This is a genomic window from Azospirillum brasilense (assembly GCF_007827815.1).
Taxonomy (GTDB): Bacteria; Pseudomonadota; Alphaproteobacteria; order Azospirillales; family Azospirillaceae; genus Azospirillum; species Azospirillum brasilense_C.
The window spans coordinates 512,172-530,280 of the sequence record NZ_VITH01000002.1 but is presented as its reverse complement, the minus strand read 5'-3'; the positions used below and the strand labels follow the sequence as shown (position 1 = coordinate 530,280).

Sequence of the window (18,109 nt, the reverse complement as noted above, 5' to 3'; positions counted from 1 at the left end):
GTTTTTCCCGTGTTCCTTAGTCGCGCTCGAGGATATTCGCCATGGCGTCCAGCGCCAGCAGATACCCGTGAGGGCCGAAGCCGCAGATCATCCCCTTGGCCACCGCGGAAATGTGCGAGTGGTGGCGGATGGCCTCACGCTTGTAGATGTTGGAGAGATGCACCTCGACGATCGGCAGCTCGGACAGGATCAGCGCGTCCATGATGGCGACGGAGGTGTGGCTGTAGGCGCCGGCGTTGATGACGATGCCGTCATGCTCCGTCCGCGCCTGCTGAATCCAGGAAACGAGTTCGCCCTCGTGGTTCGACTGCCGGAAGTCGATGGCCAGCCCGAGCTGTTCGGCGCGTTCCTGGCACGCGCCTTCCAGATCATCGAGAGTCATGGAGCCATAAATGTGCGGTTCGCGCACGCCCAGCATGTTCAGGTTCGGTCCGTTCAGGACCAGAACGGAAGCGTCGATGGCCACGGGCCACGCCCCTTTTCCAAGATCGAGTCCGCGCGTTTATAGCACTTTGCGTCGCGCTGGCAATGCCGCATGGCGCAAACGTCACGGCCATTCGGCGTGTTCTGCCCCCTTCGGCGCCAAACGCCTCACGGCGCGGCGGACAGATGACGGCGCAGAATCTCCTCGAAGGCGCCGCCGTCCTTCAGCTTCTTCAATCCGGCGTTGAAGGCGGCCAGGATCGCCGCCGCTTCCGGCAACGAACGGGAGAGAATCAGATGCTGCCCGGCGCGGGCATAGGGCAAGGGGGCGATGCGGATCTCCTCCCCGGCCGCCGCCTTCGCCACCGCGCTGCGCCCAGTGAACTCGTCGATGACGAAGGCGTCCACCCGGCCGGAGGCGACCATCCGCACGCAGGCCGGCAGGTCCGCCGGGCTTTCCCGCGCCAGCGCGCCCGCCGCGGCCAGTTCCGCCAGTTCCGGCGGCAGGGCGTAGCCGACCGGCGCGCAGACCGTGCGGCCCCGGAAGTCCCCCGGCTCACGGAAGTCCATGCCGCTGTGGGCGGACAGGTAGACGAGTTGGCGCACTTCCAGCAGCGGGTCGGAGAACAGCATCTCCATGGCGCGGTCCGGCGTGCGCACATAGGGGAAAGTGCCGAGGAACTTGCCCGCCAGCACGCCGTCGTAGCCGCGGCGCCAGGGCATGAAGCGCACCTCGTAGCGCAGCCCGACCTCGCCGAAAGCGCGGCGCACGATGTCGGTCAGCAGGCCGCCCTCCGGCAGGTCCTCCCCGGTGAAAGGGGCGAAGTCGTTGCCGGTGACCAGATCCAGGGCCGGGCCAAGGGGGGCCGGGCCGAGGGGCGCCGAATCGAGCGGGGCCGCCCGGACGGGACCGGCCGCCGCCAGCAGCAGGAGCATGGCCAGGAGACACCGCCGCCCCGCCATCGCCCCGCCCCTCTTCCGCGGCCGCCCGCTCACTCCGCCGGGGCGCGGTTGCGCCGCCCGGCGGGGTCGGTGAACAGGTCGTTGATGCGCTGGACATGCTCCGCCACCGCCTCGCGGATGGAGAAGATGCGCTTCTCGGCGCCGCCGCTCCAGCCCGCCGGCTTCTTGCGGAAGATCGAGCGGAAGAAGCGGGTGTTGCGCAGGAAGCCCTGCTGGAGGTTCAGGTCGACGTCGCCGTAGCGCTCCGGCAGGCTGCGGGCGACCCGCTTGGCCATGAAGGAGCGCAGCCAGAAATGCCCCGCGCCGAACAGGCCGCCCAGCACCACCAGCGCCGCCAGAACCCCGACCGGCAGGCCGCCGGCCCAGGCCGGCTGCGACTGGGTCAGCCAAGTCAGGAACGCAGACACCGTGTCGCCGCCGGCGAGGCTGGCGATCCCGCCGAACAGCAGGGCGAGCAGGGCCAGCCACACCGCGTCGCCGATCAGCACCAGCTTGCGCCAGCGCTTCATCGCCGCGGCGAGCTGCGGAACGATCTCGCCCTTCAGCTCCTTCACGAGGCTGTCGATCATGCCGACGATGCGGTAGGCGCGGGCGACCTCCACCTCGTTGATGCGCACCTGGAGTTCGGCGAGGTCGGAGTCGCGCCGCGCCTCGTAGCGGGCGCGCACCGCGTCGTCGGCGATGGCGACCGCCGACTTGCTGTCGTAGAGCGCGTAAAAACGGCCCGACACCAGCCCGGCCTGGGCGATGGCGCGCTGCCAGGCGCCGAACACCGCCTCCAGATTGTCTTCCTTCGCCGTGGTGTCGATCTGGTTCAGGATGTAGCAGACCTTGCGCGCGTCGGCGCGGTCCACCGTCTTGGCCACCAGATGCTTCAGCGTGTCCTGCATCGCCCCCGGCTCCGGGTGACGCCCGTCGAAGAAGACCAGCACGAGGTCGGACAGCTCGACGATGTGGTCGACCAGCCGCAGCACCGAGCGGCGCTGGTCGTCGGCGTCGAAGCCCGGCGAGTCGATGAAGATCTTGCCGCGCGCCCGGTCGCCGGACAGCGTCTTGAGCTGCAGGTAGTTGTCGATGCGCTTGCCCTCACCCGCCGCGACCTTCTCGATCTCGTCGGCGATCCGGTAGAAGGGAAAGCGCGGGTCGGCGTTCAGCGCGGTGCCCGGCAGGGCCTCGCGCCGGGTCTCCTGACCGTGGCAGATCACCGTGAACTTGTCGTCCACCGCCTGGTTGCCGGTGTTCTGCAGCGGCGCGCCGAGATAGCCGTTGAGGAAGGTGGACTTGCCCGCAGAGAAGGTCCCCAGCACCGCGATCATCGGCCACCAGGGAATGCGCGTGGTCAACGACTCGTGCGGCCCCAGCAGGCCCAGCCGGACCAGCACCCGGTCGAAATTGCGGAAGGTCGGAATGACCGGGAGAAGGTTCGGGTTTTCCGCGCGGAGATGCGCGTCCAGGGCGGCGAGGCGCTGCTGGAGGGCTTGCCTGGGGGTCATGGCCGGCCGGGTCCCGTCTGCTGTGAAGTGGGGTGACGTGTCGTGTCGGAGGCATTCTCTAGCACGAGGCGCCGGTGCGATGGGCAGCGAAATCGCCATGGCTGGAAACGCCGTGACGGCGGTGCAGCATCGGTCCTATCCTGGCGCCGTCGTCCTAATCCAAGCATGACCGCGAAGGGGCAGGCCAGTGACTCAGGGACCGCGGGGCAACGGCGCCCATCGCCACGACCACAGGCATCATGATCACGATCATGGGCACGGAGACGGGCGTGGGCATGACCGCGGGCACGATCACGGCCACGGGCATTCCCACACCGCGACGGTGACGGCGGACAGTGAGCGGCGGATCCTGCTGGTCCTGCTGATGACCGCCAGCCTGATGGTGGTGGAGGTGGTGGGCGGCGTGCTGTCCGGGTCGCTCGCCCTGCTGGCCGACGCCGGGCACATGCTGACCGACGCGGCGGCGCTGGCGCTCGCCTGGCTGGCCTTCCGGCTGGGGCGGCGCCCGTCCGACCGGCGGCGCAGCTTCGGCTACCACCGGCTCCAGGTCCTCGCCGCCTTCGTCAACGGTCTCAGCCTGTTCCTGCTCTCCGCCTGGATCCTGTGGGAGGCGGCGCAGCGGCTGATGGAGCCCCAGCCGGTGCTCGGCGGCACCATGATGGCGGTGGCGGTGCTGGGCGGTCTGGGCAATCTCGTCGGCTTCTGGATTTTGCACCGCGGCGACCGCGGGAACCTGAACGTCCGCGGTGCTGCCCTGCATGTGCTGGGCGATCTGCTCGGCTCGGTGGCGGCGGTCGCGGCGGCGGGCATCATCCTGGCGACCGGCTGGACGCCCATCGATCCCATCCTGTCGGTGCTGGTCGCCCTGCTGATCCTGCGCGGCGCCTGGGAGGTGGTGCGGCAGAGCGCCCACATCCTGGTGGAGGGCACGCCGGTCGGCATCGACGTGGACGAGCTGCGCAGCGCCCTGCACGAGGCGGTTCCGGCGGTCACCGACATCCACCACGTCCATGTCTGGTCCCTGACGGCGGAACGGCCGCTGCTGACCATGCACGCCGTGGTGCCGCCGGGAACCGACCGGGACGCGGTGCTGCGCGATCTGGTCGACACCCTGCGCGGACGCTTCGGCATCGGCCACGCCACGGTCCAGGTCGAAACCGGCCCCTGCCCGGACGGCCGGGAGATGCACCACGCGGCCTGACTCGCCTCTTCTGTGACCTTCTTTGGTGGCAGGGATCGGAACAGGGGCCTGAAGCGTTGCTTTCGGCATGACTGCCGAAAACGACCCCGACACCGATTCCCTGCGCCTGACCGCGGAGGAGCTGGCCTTCCTGCTCAGCGATCCGCAGAGCCACGCGGACCGGGAGGAACGCAACGCCCGCGCCAACCGGGCCCGCACCGAGCGGCGGCGCAGCGACCCCGCCTACGCGGAGCGGCTGCGCAACGAGGATCGGCTGCGCCAGCGGCGGCACCGCGCCAAGGCCGCCATCGGCCGGCCCGAGCCGGAACCGGAACCGCCGGTTCCCCTGCCCGCCCTGTCGGCGGCGGACGCCCTGCATCGGCTGGAAGCCCATCTGGAGTCCGCCGCCACCCCGCAGGCGGCCCAACTCCGCCGCCGCCCGGAGGCGTTGCGGCGCTACGCCGCGGCGTTCGAGCTGTACCGCAGCCTGTCGGAGCGCGGGGAGCGCCCGACGCGCGGCGCGCTGGCCGCCGCCTTCGCCGCGCGGCTCGGCGTGGCCCTCACCCCATCGCAAATCCAGAAATTGCGCGATCAGGTCGAGGGATTCGCCCGTCCGGGCGGTCCCTGGCACGCCGGCTGAGCGGCGGCCCGCGAAGGCCGATACAGCGCGTCACGCAGCCCGGCCCTACGGCCACTGTTCGGAGCACAAACGGTCGTTAACGCGCTATTAACTATGAATTAAGGAAGCGTTAAGGCTGTTCGGGCGCTCCGCCGCGTCCGAGAAACCGTGCGGGAGCGCTGCGTGACCGACTGTATCGGGCTTCGCCGTCGTCGGACACCGTCGTCCTACAGGTCGGTCGGGGCGTTCGGCATCGGCGGTTCGGACTTCGGCGGCGCGGGTTCGGCCGGCGACGGATTGGGGGGCACCGGGCGGGACCGGTCAAGACGGCGGATGACGATGTCGCCCTCCGGCGTGACCTCGGGCGGCGCGAACATCGGCACCTGCCGAACCCACCCCTCCAGCGCCTTCATCAGCAATTCCACCCCCTGGCGGGCCTGTTCGCCCGGCGTGGCGGGGGCGCCGGGCGGCGGTGTGTCGGCGGCGCCCGCCGGAACCGCCCATAGGGCACCGGCAAGAAGCAGAGGCAGCACGGGACTCAGGGGGATGAGGCGGCGCGCGGTCATGGGTTCGTCACTCCCGGTTGGTGGATGAGGCCGGTGTGATGGCCTACCCTGACAAACGTCCGCGCCGCCCATTCCATCGCACGCTTTTTTCAGCGTGCGTCCGATCGGACCTTCCGATCAGAACTCCTTCCAGTCGTCCTCGTCGGCGGAGGCGCGCTGCAGGGTCGCCGCGGCCGCCTTGCCCGCCGCCGGACGGGCCGGGGCCGCCGCCACCTTGCGCACCGCGGTCTTGGCCGGGGCCGGCTTGGTCGGGGCGATGCTCCGCCGCAGGGCCGGAGCCCCCGCGCCGTGATGGCCGGCCGGCGCCGCCGCGAAGGCCGCGGCGTCCAGCTTGAAGAAGCTGACCAGGGAGCGCAGGTCCGTCGCCTGGTTGGCGAGCGACTGCGCGGCGGCGGTGGTTTCCTCGACGAGCGCGGCGTTCTTCTGGGTCATCTCGTCCATCTGCGAGACGGTGGCGTTGATCTCGTCGAGCGCCGCCGCCTGCTCCGAAGACGCCGAGGCCATCTCGGCGATCAGCCCGGCGACCTGCTGGACGCCCGACACGATGCCCTCCAGCGCGTCGCCGGCCTTCTTGACCAGTTCCACCCCGTCCTTCACCTGGCTGTCGCTGTCGAGGATCAGGCCCTTGATCTCCTTGGACGCCTGGGCGGAGCGCTGGGCGAGGTTGCGCACCTCCTGCGCCACCACGGCGAAGCCGCGGCCGGCGTCGCCGGCCCGCGCCGCCTCGACCGCCGCGTTCAGCGCCAGCAGATTGGTCTGGAAGGCGATCTCGTCGATCACCCCGATGATGTCGGTGATCTTGCGGCTCGACGCCTCGATGCGCTTCATCGCGTCGATCGCCGAATCCGCCACCGTCCCGCCGGACTCCGCGGCGGTGCGGGCGTCGGCGGCCATGCCGTTGGCGCGCTGGGCGTTGTCGGCGTTGGAGCGCACGGTCGCCCCAAGCTCCTCCATGCTCGCCGCCGTTTCCTCCAGCGAGGAGGCCTGCTGCTCCGTCCGCTCCGCGAGGTCGCTCGACCCCAGCGAGACTTCGGAGGCCGCACCGGAAATCGCGTCGGTGGCGCGCAGGATCTGGCCGACGATCTCGCCGAGCTTGGCGGAGGTCGTGTTGACGTCGGTCTTCAGCGTCTGGAAGGCGCCCTGGTAGTCGCGCTCGACCCGCTTGTTGAGGTCGCCCTGGGCGAGCGCGCTGAGCACCGCGCCGAGGTCGGCGATGACCGCCTCCACCGTGTCGGTCAGGCGGTTGATGCCCTCCGACATGGTCCGGTAGAAGCCGTCCTTGCCGGAAAGGTCGAGGCGGCGCGACAGGTCACCCTGCGACACGCCGTCGATCAGCGCGGCGATCTCCTCGCCGATGGCCGTCTCACGGGCGCGCTGCGCCTCGTCGGCGCGGCGCTCGGCCTCCAGCCGCTCGCGCTCCGCCTCGTCCATCGCCTTCTTCTGGATGGCGTTGTCCTTGAACACCTGAACCGCCTGGGCCATCCGCCCGATCTCGTCACGGTTGGCCAGCGCCGGGATGGTCACCGTTAGGTCGCCGCCGGCGAGGTTGGTCATCGTCTCGGTCATCGACACGACCGGCTTCACGATGGACCGCGCCACCGCCCAGGCCAGCAGCAGGCCGAACAGGAAGGCGCCGGCCGCGATCGTCATGTTGGCCGACAGGGTGCGGTCCATGCCGCCGGTGGTTTCGGCCAGCACCCCCTCGCGGTCCTTGCCCTCGATCGCGACGGTGCGGTCGGAGAGGTCCGCGAACTCGACGCCACGGGCGCCCATCACGTCGACCAGCCGGGTGTTCTCCAGCATGACGGCGGCGGTTTCGCGGAACAGCGAGACGTAGCGGTCGGAGAGCTGGTCGGCGGCCAGCGCCGCAGCCCGCCGCGCCGGGTTGCTCAGCCGCTCGGTCGCCCGGCGGATGGCCTCACCAAAGGCGTCGTCACGGGCCGACACTTCCGCGATGATCGACTCGTTCGGGCTGGTGAAGAAGCGCGACGCGGCCAGCCGGGCCAGCAGAAGCTGCTCCTGCGCGAGGGCGGCGTTGGCCGCCGCCTCGTGCTCGCCATCGGCAATCAGGGTGGAGACGAGCTGCGACACGGTTTCGCGCGCCTTCTCGCCCGCCGGGACAAGCTGCTCGGCGTAGAGGCGGTCGCGGCGCAGGCGAAGCTCCGCCAGCGTGTTGAAGTCGGTCACGTAATTGGCGAAGACCTGGTTCATCCGCTCCAGCAGGGCGCGGCGCTCGCCGGTCGTGCCGTCAAGCGCGCCGCGGAGGTCCTTGACGAGGGTCGCCTGGACGGCGCGCACCTGATCCGCCACCTTGGGGTCGCCGAACGTGTTGAAGGTCAGCGCGAGGCGACGCATCTGGGCGACCTGCGCGTCGATGGAGCTGACCTGGATCGAGTGGTTGCTCACCGCCGCGTAGGATTCGAAGCCGTCCCGCGCCACCCCGAGGCCCCGCACGCCGATGGCGACCACCACCGCCAGCAGCAGCAACACCACAAGGAAACCAAAGTAAATGCGGGTCCCGACCTTGAAGCGCCCCGCCAGACTGCTTGTCTGCATCGACCTGATCCTTTGATTGCGACCCGGCGGCGCCGGCAGGCGTCACCACCGACCTTGGCCGCCGTCCGTCCATGCCGGCCCGACACTTCGGACACAGCACAGACCATGGCGCGAACTCTATCCTCTCCGACCTATCCGAATTTGATTAGCAAAATGTTTCCACACCACGCCGAGCGGTCAAAATCCCCACAATTTGAGATATGATTTCAATCAAGGCATTAAAAATGTTCAATCATTTCCACCTTGGCGCGGGTGGAGGAAGCGCAACCCCCACGCGCGACACCGGCGAGACGCCGCAATCAGTGCCTTTAACAGATTGGCCGGCAAGGGAGCGGGAGAGTCCACACGCCTCCATATCTGCACAAATCATGTTCATCGCGCAGTAATTTCAGAGATTCCGCTTGCGCACTGAAAAGGCCTGTGTGAACAATCCTGTCAACATTCTCAAATCCTGCATATTTATTCGCAAGCATTGGAGTTCCGGGTCCATGAGCGAACCTGCGGTGCGCAAAAGGGGGCGGCGCGGATCGCCCGAATCCTGGTCGGTCGATGCACATGTCGGGCAGCGCGTGCGCATGCGCCGGACCATGCTGGGCATGAGCCAAGAAAAATTGGGCGAGGCCATTGGCCTGACCTTTCAACAGGTTCAGAAATACGAGCGCGGCTCCAACCGCATTTCGGCCGGAACGCTGTATCGCCTTGGCTTGGTTCTTGACGTTCCGGTCAGCTTCTTCTTCGATTGCTACGCCGACACACAGGTCCCCGCCGGAAAGCCGGCCACAGCGGACGATTCCCGGATCAGCGACAGTTCGATCAGCCGCCGCGAAGCGCGCATGCTGCGCCTGTGGCGCGCCGCGCCGGACAGCGTGGGCGACGAACTTCTCTTGCTTCTGGGGTCCCTGTCGCCCCATCTGCGCGACGCGCGGGAGGACGAGGGGCGTGAGGACGGGGGGCGTGAGGACGGGGGGCGTGAGGACGGGGGGCGTGAGGACGGGGCTCGGAAGGACGAGGACGGGGGGCCGGCACACACCGCATCACCGGGGGGCCCGCCGCGGCAGCGCCTCGCCAGGGACGGGCTCGTGCTGACGGTCCCGTCATCCGCGAAGGCCGGACCATTGGTGACCGGCGGCAAGTTGGCGCTGAAGACCGGGGCTCCCCCCCGCATCAAGGCCGATGCGGCGGCCGGCGGGAAGCGGCGGCGTCACGGTGCGGTTTGGGACCCGGCGGACATCTACCGCGCCGGAAAGGCACCCAACGGCAAACCCGGCAAAGCAACCACCTGACGGGGGAGCGCCGGCCCCGGCCGCAAAACACCGGAAGAAACGCCGGCAAAGAAACGCTGGCGAGGCGGCGCCATCGGGCACCGCCCCGTCTCACGGACAGGTTCGGACATTCCAGGTTCGGACATTCGACGTCGGCGGCGCTGAACAATCAGAAGCGCAGGATCGCCGCCGTCGAGGCGCCGCTCGGCAATTCCTCCTTGGTCACCACATGCACCTCGCCGCCGCGCAGCAGCGTCTCGGTGGCGGCCTCCTCGACGAGGTCAATGGCGCCGTCCGTCTCGCGGTGAAGCGGAAAGGCCCGGTGATAGTCCTCCCGAAAATGGCCCCAGACCTTGTCGTTCTCGGCCACCAGGAGGACGCCGACCCGCCCCTCGCGCGCCGCCACCATCACGTCCTCGGCCCGCGTCGTCGTCCGCTCCGCGGTGCTGCGGTCGCCGTAGAGCGCGTTGAACCGCTCCACCGCTGTCCGCCGCGTCGCCTCGAACATCGACCGCACCACCGCGTAGGCGCGGCGGTGCAGCTCGTCGACCTCAAGGGCGTCGGGGTTGGTCACGACTCCCGGCTCCTGAAGCCCCTGAAGGTGGGCGTCCTTGCGCAGGTGCCCCTGGATCTCCTCGTCGGCGACCAGGACGAGCGGGCCGCGGAAGGGCTTCAGATGATCGCGCACACGGCTGGCGACCCGCCCGAGATACTCGATGAGATGGGCCTTGCGCAGTTCCTCGGGGTCCTCGCCGAAATTGTGCGTCTTCACCATCGACACGCCGCCGCGGTCCGTGCGGTCGGCGTGGCGGGCCGGCGGGGCCGAATGCAGGTTGTTCTCGTAATTGCTCTCGGCGTGGATTTCCGCCACGCCCTGCGGCAGGCCGGCGTCCTCCTCCGCGATGCCGTGGCGCGTCGCGCAGAACAGGCGGGACCGGCCGGCGGTCACCGCCAGGATCATGAAGGCCCCGTCGTCGGCCAGCAGCGGCAGCAGGGGCCGCAGCGTGAAGCGGGAGTTGACGACCACCTCCTCCGGCAATTCGACCGGCACGCGGTGGATGGCCGAAATGCCCTTGGCCAGGAAGATCGCCAGCCCACGGTCCATGTGGCGCCAGAACTCGCCCTGCTCCAGCAGGTCGGAGGCCGGTTTGAGGAAGGCCTCGGCGTCGGGCCGGCGCAGGCCGTGCTTCTCGCACAGCTGGTCCTGGGCCTTGGCGAGCAGGTTGCGCAGCCGGATCACGTCTTGGCGGATGTCGCGCCCGGCGATGTGGGTGGGCAGGAAGATGGACACCGCCGGGGCGGCATCGACGCTCAGGAGCCGTTCCAGATCGTGTTTGCAGAACATCGCCTTCGTCGCCCTCCGTGTTGCTCGTTCGGGGAATTCCGAAGGGAGCAACCGGCGCGTCGGGCCATGGTTCCGGGGAGCCTACCGACTGGGCAGGCGCCCGGAACGGGGCGTACGGCAAGTCCGCCTATGACGCCGGCGGCGAGGCTCCCGGCCCGGGACGGGGCCGGCATCGCCAAACGCTGACCTCACCAGGTGCGGACCGGCCCGGTGTCGATGTGCACGAAGCCGCTGCGCGGGTAATAGCCGACGCCGCCGGCCTCCATGCCGCGGGCCGCGGTGGCGATGGCCTTCAGTTCGACATCGGGCAGCATCACGTCGATGGCCATGCCGCGGGTGTGGTAGCTTTCCTTCGCCACCCCGCGCGAGCGGCGGCGGGCCATGGCGTTGGTGCGGCGCGACCGGTAGCCGCAGATGACCCGGAAGGGCTCGTCGCTGTCCAGGGTCTGGTGCAGGCGGGCCAGCACGTCGAACAGGCGGGGGTCGTAGCGGCCGACCTGCTTGGCCCGGTGGTCGCGCAGCAGCACGTCCAGCTTCTTCAGCGCGTCGGGTCGATAGACGCCGTCGGCCCAATAGACGCCGCTGAATTGTTCGTTGGTGTTGATGTTGTGCAGGGCCAGTCGGCGGACGCCGCCGGCCAGGGGGGCCGCAAGGGCCGGCGCGGCGGGCACCAGGACCGGAACGGCCAGGGCGGTCAGGGTCGCGGCGGCGAAGGTCAGAAACCCACGGCGGCCAGTCTCGCGCCCATTCATCGGCGCGGCACGGTCGTCACTCCCCAAAAGCATCACTCCCTATGCATTTTGGTGATCAGGCCGCACCGTTCCAGCGCCGGACGGCCCCCTAGGGATTGTTCGAATAGGACCAAAATATTGTGGTCATAGCGAACGACTATTCCCTATAGGCTAGGGCTTGACCGGGATCAACCCGAAAATGGCCCGAATCGGTCACAAATCCGCCTCCGGCGCTCTCACCCGCATTGGTTGCTCCCTGGCCGGAGGCCGTACGCCGATTTCCCGACCCCCGGAACGCCCGCCCCCGCCTCGCCGGATGGCGCTTCACGTACTACATTCGATAGAAAGGACAGGGGATCGGACCTCCTGCCAGCCGAGGACGCATCATGCACACACCCCAGACGCTTACCGACCAACGACGCCGGCCGACGCCGGTCCTGGCCGCGCTGACGCTGGCGCTGTCCGTGATCGCCGGAACGGCCGCCACAGGGGCCGGCGCGGAGGCGGCTCCCTACCGCGACACGCTGACCGGCTGGGCCGACCGGCTCGACGCCGCCGCGACGGTGCTGGAGACCGAACCGGAGCGCCCCATCACCCGCATCGGCTCCGGGCCGCTCCTGAAGAGGGGCGGCAGCGGCGAACGGGTGGAACGGCTGACCCAGAGGCTGGCGGAGTTGGGATTCCTCGATGCGGCGCGGCGCGGCGACCTGTTCGACGAGGAGGTGGACACCGCGGTGCGAGCCTTCCAGTTCAGCCAGCGCATGAAGGTGGACGGGCTGGTCGGCGGCGGCACACGGGTGGCGCTGGACCGCAGCCCGCAGGAGGCCGCCGCCCAGATGCGGCGCAGCGCGCTGTCCATGCGGGCCTTCCGCGACACCGCCCCGGACACCGTGATCCTGGTCAACCTGCCCAGCCAGACCACCACGCTGGTCCGCGACGGCGAGGAGGCGCTGACCATGCGCTCCATCGTCGGTCGCCCGTCGCGCGAGACGCCGCTGCTCCAGGACCAGATCACGCATGTGATCGTCAACCCGACCTGGACGGTGCCGCCCACCGTCCTGAAGGAGGACAAGCTGCCCCTTCTGCGGGCGAAGGGCACGCCGGGCATCGCCAACGCGGTGGTCTATCTGGACGGTGCCCCGGTGGAGCCCGCCGTCGTGGACTGGAGCAACGTCTCGCCGCGCCGCGTGCGGATCGTCCAGCAGCCGGGCGACCACAACGCGCTGGGCCGCTACCGGTTCAACATGACCAACCCCTACAACATCTATCTGCACGGCACCAACGAGCCTCGGCTGTTCGACCGCGAGATCCGCACCGTCAGTTCCGGCTGCGTGCGCCTTGAAGACGCGCGCGGCATGGCCGAGGCGCTTCTGGCGACCGAGCATGTCTCGACGGCGCGGCTCGACCGCATGCTGGACCGGCAGGAGCCGCAATGGATCAAGCTGTCCCAGCCGGTGCCGGTGCGCTTCGTCTACTGGACCGCGACGGTGGACGACCGCGACGCCGTCCGCCTGCATCCGGACATCTACGACCTGAACGAGGACACGGCTCCGGCCGCGGCACCGGACCCCACCGGCCCCGGCTCGGCCACGCCGATGCCCCCGGCCCAGGGCGCCTGATCCAAACAGAGACAGCGCCCCTGAGAAAAAAAGCCCCCGTCGATTGGCGGGGGCTTCTTCGTCAGGTGGCCCGCAATTCCGTGTCGGACCCGGATGCCCGCCAGACCTTCGAGGCGGTCGGGCCGGTGTCGCCGGTGGCCTCCACATACTTCACGGGATCGCCGGTCCTGAGCTGGTCCATGTCCACGTTCAGGCAGCTGTTCCGGTGGAAGTAGAGCTGCGTTCCGGTGTTGGTTGTGATGAAACCGTGGTCCTCGGTCGGGTTGAGCTGCGAGACGCGGCCCGGCTGCTCCGGATCATGGACCTTCACGTCGCGGCGCATCTTCTCCTTGTATTCCTTCAACTGCCGCTCCGCGGCTTCGAAGGCGTCGCGGATCGAGGTCCGGGCGTCGGGGTTGGCGTAGCGCTCCTTCGCCTTGTTCGGCTTGCGGCTGACCACGATGTCCTGGCCCGGGACCATCAGCTCAATGTGGACGTCGAAGACGTTGCCGGTCTTGTGCTGGCGGTGCTGGGCTTCCACGGCGACGCGCATGCCGACCAGCCGGTCGAACAGCTTCTCCGTCTTCTCCGCCCGTTCGCGGATGTAGGCCTCCAGCTCCGGCTGGGAGTCCATGTTGTGGAAGGCGATTTCCAGGTTCGTGTCCATGGGGGTCCTCTTCAAGCACGACGTGAGGAAAGCGGCGTGGCGCCGACCGCGTTCAGGAATCGCGGGCTTGGCCGGGGATGCGGAACTCCTCGCCCTGATCGGCGATGCCCGGCATCTCGCCCTGGCTTTCCATGCTGAGCACCGGTTCCACCGGCTCGGTCCGCTCGGCGATGTCGTCGGGGCCGCGGGCCGGGTTCGGGCGCAGGGTGTCCCGGTAATTGTCCTCGATGGCGATTTCCTCTCGGGCCAGCGTCCAATGATCCGCGGCGCGATCCTCCGGACGGCCTTCGCGCTCCCAGATCTGGTGAGCGCGCGCTCTGATCCGGCTTTCCAAATCATCCGCCATCCGGGCTGCCTCCTTTCGGTTCTCGTTCCGCGCCTCCCGTGCCCTTCCATGGGAGGGGCTTTCGACCGGGGCGCTTCCGGACAACCGCGCCGGAACACGGAAGGTTCCTCCCCCAACGGAGGGGCGAAACCGGGAAACCATTGGAAACCACGCCGTTTGAATTAATCCCGAAGGGGTGCTATTCGACGAAGGCGACGATCCGGAGGACAAACGCGTGAACCGGCCTGAACACGGACGCCCCCTCACGTCCTTCCCCCTCACGGGCCTGCGCCGCTTCCGCTCCTCCCTGTTCGCGCTGCCGCTGGCCGCAGGAATGCTGTTCGCCCTCCCGGATGGCGCGGCCCGCGCCGCGGAGGGGCCATCGCTGCTGCAGCTCGGCCTTTTTCAGCGGGAGGGGGATGCCTGGTGGGCGTGGGACAGCCTGCGCCGCCGCTCCCCCGATCTGGCGGACGGGCTCAGCCCGGCGGTCGTTCCGCTCGACGCGCGGCGCCAGGGCGAGGGCGTCGCTCTGCGGGCCACCGCACCCCTGGGGCTGGACGTGACGGCGCTGTGCCGCCGCATGCTCGGTGCCGGGTTCGGCTGCCTCGTGCTCGACGCGGCCCCTGCGCCGGTGCCGCCCCAGACGGCGCCGCCGACAGCCTCCCGGGGCCCGGAGACCGCGCCGCCCGCCGACGGCGCGCCGCTCGCCACGCCGCGCCCCGCCGGGGATGGACCCGCCGGGGACGGCAAGGCCGACGTCGCGATCACCTACCCGCCGGAAGCCGCCCGGACCATGGCCGCCATCGAGAAGACCGGGCGCCGCAAGGGCCGGCTGGGCGCGGTGATCCCCGACACGGCGCTCGACGTCATGCCGGCGACGCTCAAGGAGGAGGGCTGGAATCTCTGCGCCCTCACCTTCGACGACGGGCCGCACCGGGTGGTCACCCGGCAAATCCTGGACGTCCTGAACCGTGAGAAGATCCCCGCGACCTACTTCCCGGTCGCCAGCGTCGCCGAGAACCAGGGCGAGGTGATCCGCGACTTCATCGCCGCCGGCCACGAGATCGGCAACCACAGCCTGACCCACGCCGACCTGCGCGCCATGGACCCCGAGGCGCAGCGCCACGAGATCGCCGAGGCCAACCGCATCCTGCGCGGGTTCGGCGCCAACCCGGTGCTGTTCCGCCCGCCCTACGGGCGTTACACGCCGGATTTGCTGGCCATCGCCCGCGAGGAGAGCATGAGCCCGGTGCTGTGGACGGTGGACACCCGCGACTGGCAGGTCCGTGACCCGGACCGCATCGTGCAGCATGTGAAGACCGAGGCGGGAACCGGCAGCGTCCTGCTGCTGCACTCCACCTACCCGTCCACCCTCAACGCCCTGCCCCGCGTGATCGCCGCGATGCGCGCCAAGGGCTGCGAGTTCGTCACCCTGTCGGAATGGATCGAGCGGATGCACCGGATCGCCACGCCGGCCACGGCCATGGCGCCGACCCTGGTCAATGCTGGGGTCAATGCTGGGGTCAATGCCGGGGCGAAGGCTGGGGAAAAGGCCGGCGGCGCACCGCTGCGCACCGCCAACTGAGCGGGGCCCACGGCCGGCGCCGGGCCGACCGCTTACTTTCCGGTCTTCTGCTTGCGGATCTGCAGGTATTTGCGGATGGTCGCCTCGACCTCCGGCGGCAGCATGTTCCAGGCGCCGGACACCGAGCCACCCTTGACCTCCTCGATGGTCACGGGGGCGGCGAAGGTGAACTTGCCGCAGGCGTCGTCGATCCGCACGGTGATCCTTGCGGTCTGGCTGGGGATCAGGGACCCGTCGAAGCCGGTCGCCACGAAGCCCTTGTGGCTGACCGCCGCCAAGGGAAAACTCTTGCCGTCGAACTCGATGACATTGGACGGGCCGGCGGACGCGTTGGGCCGGCGCGGCGCCGCCTTCTTCTCATCCTTGACGGTCACCTTCAGAAAATCGAACAACCCCATGCACAGCCCCCGCCGAACAGCGCCGTCCATCGCCACGGCGTCATCACTTTATGCGCGGACTTACAAATGGGGGCAACCGGGATTTCCCTGAACGGATTTCCCCGGAGTGCGGCGCTTCAACCGTGAGGCGAGCCCATCCCCCGCTCCCGCCCGGCGGACAGAGCGTCCAGCGCCCGCCGGATGCTCAACAGGGCGAAGGGCAGCAGGATCGTCAGGACCGCGGCCATCCCCGCCGCCACCGTCAGCGCCCCCGCCATGTCGGCCCCACCCAAATGGGCACCCAGGGTCAGCAGCAGATGAAGGATCAATGCGGACAGCGTCGCCGCCGCCAAAGCCGGAGCGACAAATCCCGGCACGCGCCGGCCGCCTGTTTCACCGGTCGTCGCGCGCCATGACCACCGCGGACGCGCCGCCGGGCAAGACGTCCCATAGACATCCAGCATGGGCACTCCTCCCGTCATTGCCCACCCGGCGCCGGTTGGATTGGAGCAACACGGTGGGATGAGGCGCGACCACTATAGCGGCAAAAATGCGCGGCGCCTAAAATCTGAAGTACTTATTCTGATTGGCCGGGCCTCCCGCCAAAGGTTAGGGGCCGGGAAAGGCCTCCCTCACCTCCCGCGTAGGCTCTCCACAGAGTCTGTGGATAACTGTGTTGACAAGGCCCCGCTTTCGCCGATTCGAGTCAAGCGGGACAAGGCCATAGCGCGATTTGCCCATATTTTGGGCATGTCACACAAACCATTGAAATGCATTGCCTTTCCCGATTTCGGAGGGTGTTGCAGCGCTCACGCCTGTCAATTGGATTCTGCGGCTCGACAACCCACGCGGCGATTTCGCGCGGGCCTGTGCCCTGTTGACAACTGAAGGTCCGGATTCTCCGCTCGGGGCACCCCGATCCCGCGACGCCTCCCCCCACCGGCGGGAATTGTTCGCCATCCCATCCGTTCGCCGGTGTTACAATCCGGTGCGTTGCCCCTGATTCAGGGTCACGGTGACGGCGGTTCCGCCGCCCGGCTTGCTGAACACGCGGATGCCGCCCCCCATGCGATCGACCAGCGCCTTGCAGATCAGCAGGCCGAGGCCGCTCCCCACCTCGCCATCGGCGCCGGGTGCTGCGTGGTGCGGGTCGATGCGGAACAGATGGGGCTGCTGGTCTTCCGGAATGCCCAGGCCGTTGTCCTGGACCCGCACGGCCACCCGCCCGTCCACCGGCGCGGCCGACAGCATGACCATGCTTCCCGCGGGCGAGAAGCGCACGGCGTTCTCGACCAGATGCTTCAGCACGGTGCTCAGCGCCGACAGGTCTCCCAGCACCGGGGTGGCGACGATGCGGTTGACGATCAGGATGTCACGGGCGCGGGCGCGCGGCGCCAGCTCCTCCAGCACGTCCTGGAGCAGGCCGCCCAGCTCATAGCTCCGCAGATCGAGCGGCACCTGATTCAGTTGCAGGCGCGACCACAGCGACAAATTCTCGATGGTCCGCATCATCTGCCGACCGGCGTCGCTGCACAGCGCCGCGTAGGCGCCGAGATGCGCGGTTCCCTGGCCGGATGCGCCGTCCGCCGGACCGGGGGAGGCGACGTCGGAGGAGATCATCTGCGTGGCGCCGAGGATGGCGCTCAACGGGTCCTTCAGCTCCTGGCAGATCTGCCCCAGAAAGCGGTTCATGCGCGCGACCGCGTCCGCCAGCTGGTCCACCCGCCGGGCGCGCTGCGCCTCCTCCTCGACGTGGCGGGTGATGTCGGTGACGAAGATGCAGAAGCCCGGCGGCGCCCCGCCGTCCTCGCCGTCCAGCCGCGAATCGTTGAAGATTGTGCGAAGCGGCGTCCCGTCGGCGCGGATCAGCGTGACGTCGTAGCTGCGGTGCGGGGTGAGGCCGCGGATGGCCGCCTGCCGTTCCAGGACGCTCCGGCTGTCCTCGGCCACATGGGCCAGCAGGCGGGTGCCGACCAGCTCGACGGTCCGGCGGCCGAGCAGCGCGCACAGCGCCGGGTTGACTCCGACGATGACCAGGTCGTTGTCCACCACCCAGCAGGCCTGCGCACCCTGGTCCAGAATCCGCCGGCTCAGGCGGTCCCAATCGACCGCCGGCGAATCGACCGCCGGCCAATCAACCGCTGGACTTGTGGGCTTCGACAGCAGTGCCAGCATGACCCCTCCCGTCATCATCCTGTGCGGGCCGGTCACACGGTCGTGTGTCGATACTTTTTGTTTTCGACCCGCCACCAATGATAGGCACGGGCGACAGAAACCTTCAACAAAATGTGGGTTTCTTCGATGTTATCAGGCCGTCATCGATTCGCGCTTTTTCCGCACCGTCGCTTTCTGTTCAGTAACCGAGCGGATTTGGCGCCCTCTCTCCTTAAGTTCTTATGACGCTCTTCATAGGCTTTCT

Annotated in this window: 16 protein-coding genes and 1 pseudogene; 5 read left to right on the top strand and 12 right to left on the bottom strand. The window is 69.0% G+C overall.

The window, feature by feature from the left end:
- Window positions 1–16: 16 nt before the first annotated feature.
- The 3 genes from aroQ to FBZ83_RS06370 all read right to left on the bottom strand — a co-directional run bounded on the left by aroQ (window position 17) and on the right by FBZ83_RS06370 (window position 2,879).
- Complete coding sequence (aroQ, locus tag FBZ83_RS06380) at window positions 17–466, bottom strand: type II 3-dehydroquinate dehydratase (protein ID WP_014241158.1); 450 nt, start codon at window positions 464–466, stop codon at window positions 17–19.
- Window positions 467–591: 125 nt separating this feature from the next.
- Complete coding sequence (locus FBZ83_RS06375; protein ID WP_247888168.1) at window positions 592–1,359, bottom strand: substrate-binding periplasmic protein; 768 nt, start codon at window positions 1,357–1,359, stop codon at window positions 592–594.
- Window positions 1,360–1,415: 56 nt separating this feature from the next.
- The gene (locus tag FBZ83_RS06370; RefSeq protein WP_145681556.1) at window positions 1,416–2,879 is read right to left on the bottom strand and encodes a dynamin family protein; all 1,464 of its coding nucleotides are present in this window, start codon (window positions 2,877–2,879) and stop codon (window positions 1,416–1,418) included.
- Between the two features lie 187 nt (window positions 2,880–3,066).
- Between FBZ83_RS06370 and FBZ83_RS06365 the strand changes: the two genes are divergently transcribed.
- Both FBZ83_RS06365 and FBZ83_RS06360 read left to right on the top strand, forming a co-directional pair.
- Window positions 3,067–4,080 (top strand): cation diffusion facilitator family transporter, encoded by a 1,014-nt coding sequence (locus FBZ83_RS06365; protein WP_145681555.1) that lies wholly within the window; start codon window positions 3,067–3,069, stop codon window positions 4,078–4,080.
- Between the two features lie 67 nt (window positions 4,081–4,147).
- The gene (locus FBZ83_RS06360; RefSeq protein ID WP_145681554.1) at window positions 4,148–4,699 is read left to right on the top strand and encodes a hypothetical protein; all 552 of its coding nucleotides are present in this window, start codon (window positions 4,148–4,150) and stop codon (window positions 4,697–4,699) included.
- Window positions 4,700–4,905: 206 nt separating this feature from the next.
- Here the strand turns inward: FBZ83_RS06360 and FBZ83_RS06355 are convergent, their stop codons facing one another.
- Entirely contained in the window at window positions 4,906–5,244 is a 339-nt protein-coding gene (locus tag FBZ83_RS06355; protein ID WP_145681553.1) for a hypothetical protein, read from the bottom strand.
- Window positions 5,245–5,361: 117 nt separating this feature from the next.
- Window positions 5,362–7,800 carry a methyl-accepting chemotaxis protein gene (locus FBZ83_RS06350; RefSeq protein ID WP_145681552.1) on the bottom strand — a complete coding sequence of 813 codons (2,439 nt, stop codon included), beginning with the start codon at window positions 7,798–7,800 and terminating at the stop codon, window positions 5,362–5,364.
- Between the two features lie 488 nt (window positions 7,801–8,288).
- Between FBZ83_RS06350 and FBZ83_RS06345 the strand changes: the two are divergent.
- Window positions 8,289–8,552: pseudogene (locus FBZ83_RS06345) on the top strand (helix-turn-helix domain-containing protein); the annotation flags it as partial.
- Window positions 8,553–9,231: 679 nt separating this feature from the next.
- Here the strand turns inward: FBZ83_RS06345 and FBZ83_RS06340 are convergent.
- Complete coding sequence (locus FBZ83_RS06340; RefSeq protein ID WP_145681551.1) at window positions 9,232–10,407, bottom strand: hypothetical protein; 1,176 nt, start codon at window positions 10,405–10,407, stop codon at window positions 9,232–9,234.
- 188 nt (window positions 10,408–10,595) lie between these two features.
- A complete protein-coding gene (locus FBZ83_RS06335; RefSeq protein WP_145674427.1) occupies window positions 10,596–11,192 on the bottom strand; it encodes a DUF882 domain-containing protein in 597 nt (198 codons plus the stop codon).
- Window positions 11,193–11,524: 332 nt separating this feature from the next.
- On the opposite strand from FBZ83_RS06335, the gene FBZ83_RS06330 reads away from it, so the two are divergent.
- On the top strand, window positions 11,525–12,757 hold the full coding sequence (locus tag FBZ83_RS06330) for a L,D-transpeptidase family protein (protein ID WP_145681550.1): 1,233 nt from the start codon (window positions 11,525–11,527) through the stop codon (window positions 12,755–12,757).
- Window positions 12,758–12,818: 61 nt separating this feature from the next.
- Here the strand turns inward: FBZ83_RS06330 and FBZ83_RS06325 are convergent, their stop codons facing one another.
- Complete coding sequence (locus FBZ83_RS06325) at window positions 12,819–13,403, bottom strand: HPF/RaiA family ribosome-associated protein (RefSeq protein WP_145681549.1); 585 nt, start codon at window positions 13,401–13,403, stop codon at window positions 12,819–12,821.
- A 52-nt stretch (window positions 13,404–13,455) separates the two neighbouring features.
- Window positions 13,456–13,749, bottom strand: coding sequence for a DUF2934 domain-containing protein (locus FBZ83_RS06320; RefSeq protein ID WP_145674429.1), 294 nt, complete (start codon window positions 13,747–13,749; stop codon window positions 13,456–13,458).
- A gap of 214 nt (window positions 13,750–13,963) precedes the next feature.
- Between FBZ83_RS06320 and FBZ83_RS06315 the strand changes: the two genes are divergently transcribed.
- On the top strand, window positions 13,964–15,313 hold the full coding sequence (locus FBZ83_RS06315; protein ID WP_247888167.1) for a polysaccharide deacetylase family protein: 1,350 nt from the start codon (window positions 13,964–13,966) through the stop codon (window positions 15,311–15,313).
- Window positions 15,314–15,345: 32 nt separating this feature from the next.
- Here FBZ83_RS06315 and FBZ83_RS06310 read toward each other — a convergent pair whose 3' ends face one another.
- The 3 genes from FBZ83_RS06310 to FBZ83_RS06300 form a co-directional block, all read right to left on the bottom strand.
- Window positions 15,346–15,711, bottom strand: coding sequence for a hypothetical protein (locus FBZ83_RS06310; RefSeq protein WP_145681548.1), 366 nt, complete (start codon window positions 15,709–15,711; stop codon window positions 15,346–15,348).
- Window positions 15,712–15,827: 116 nt separating this feature from the next.
- On the bottom strand, window positions 15,828–16,067 hold the full coding sequence (locus FBZ83_RS06305; RefSeq protein WP_145681547.1) for a hypothetical protein: 240 nt from the start codon (window positions 16,065–16,067) through the stop codon (window positions 15,828–15,830).
- Between the two features lie 601 nt (window positions 16,068–16,668).
- On the bottom strand, window positions 16,669–17,865 hold the full coding sequence (locus FBZ83_RS06300) for a PAS domain-containing sensor histidine kinase (RefSeq protein ID WP_186465988.1): 1,197 nt from the start codon (window positions 17,863–17,865) through the stop codon (window positions 16,669–16,671).
- Window positions 17,866–18,109: the final 244 nt, after the last annotated feature.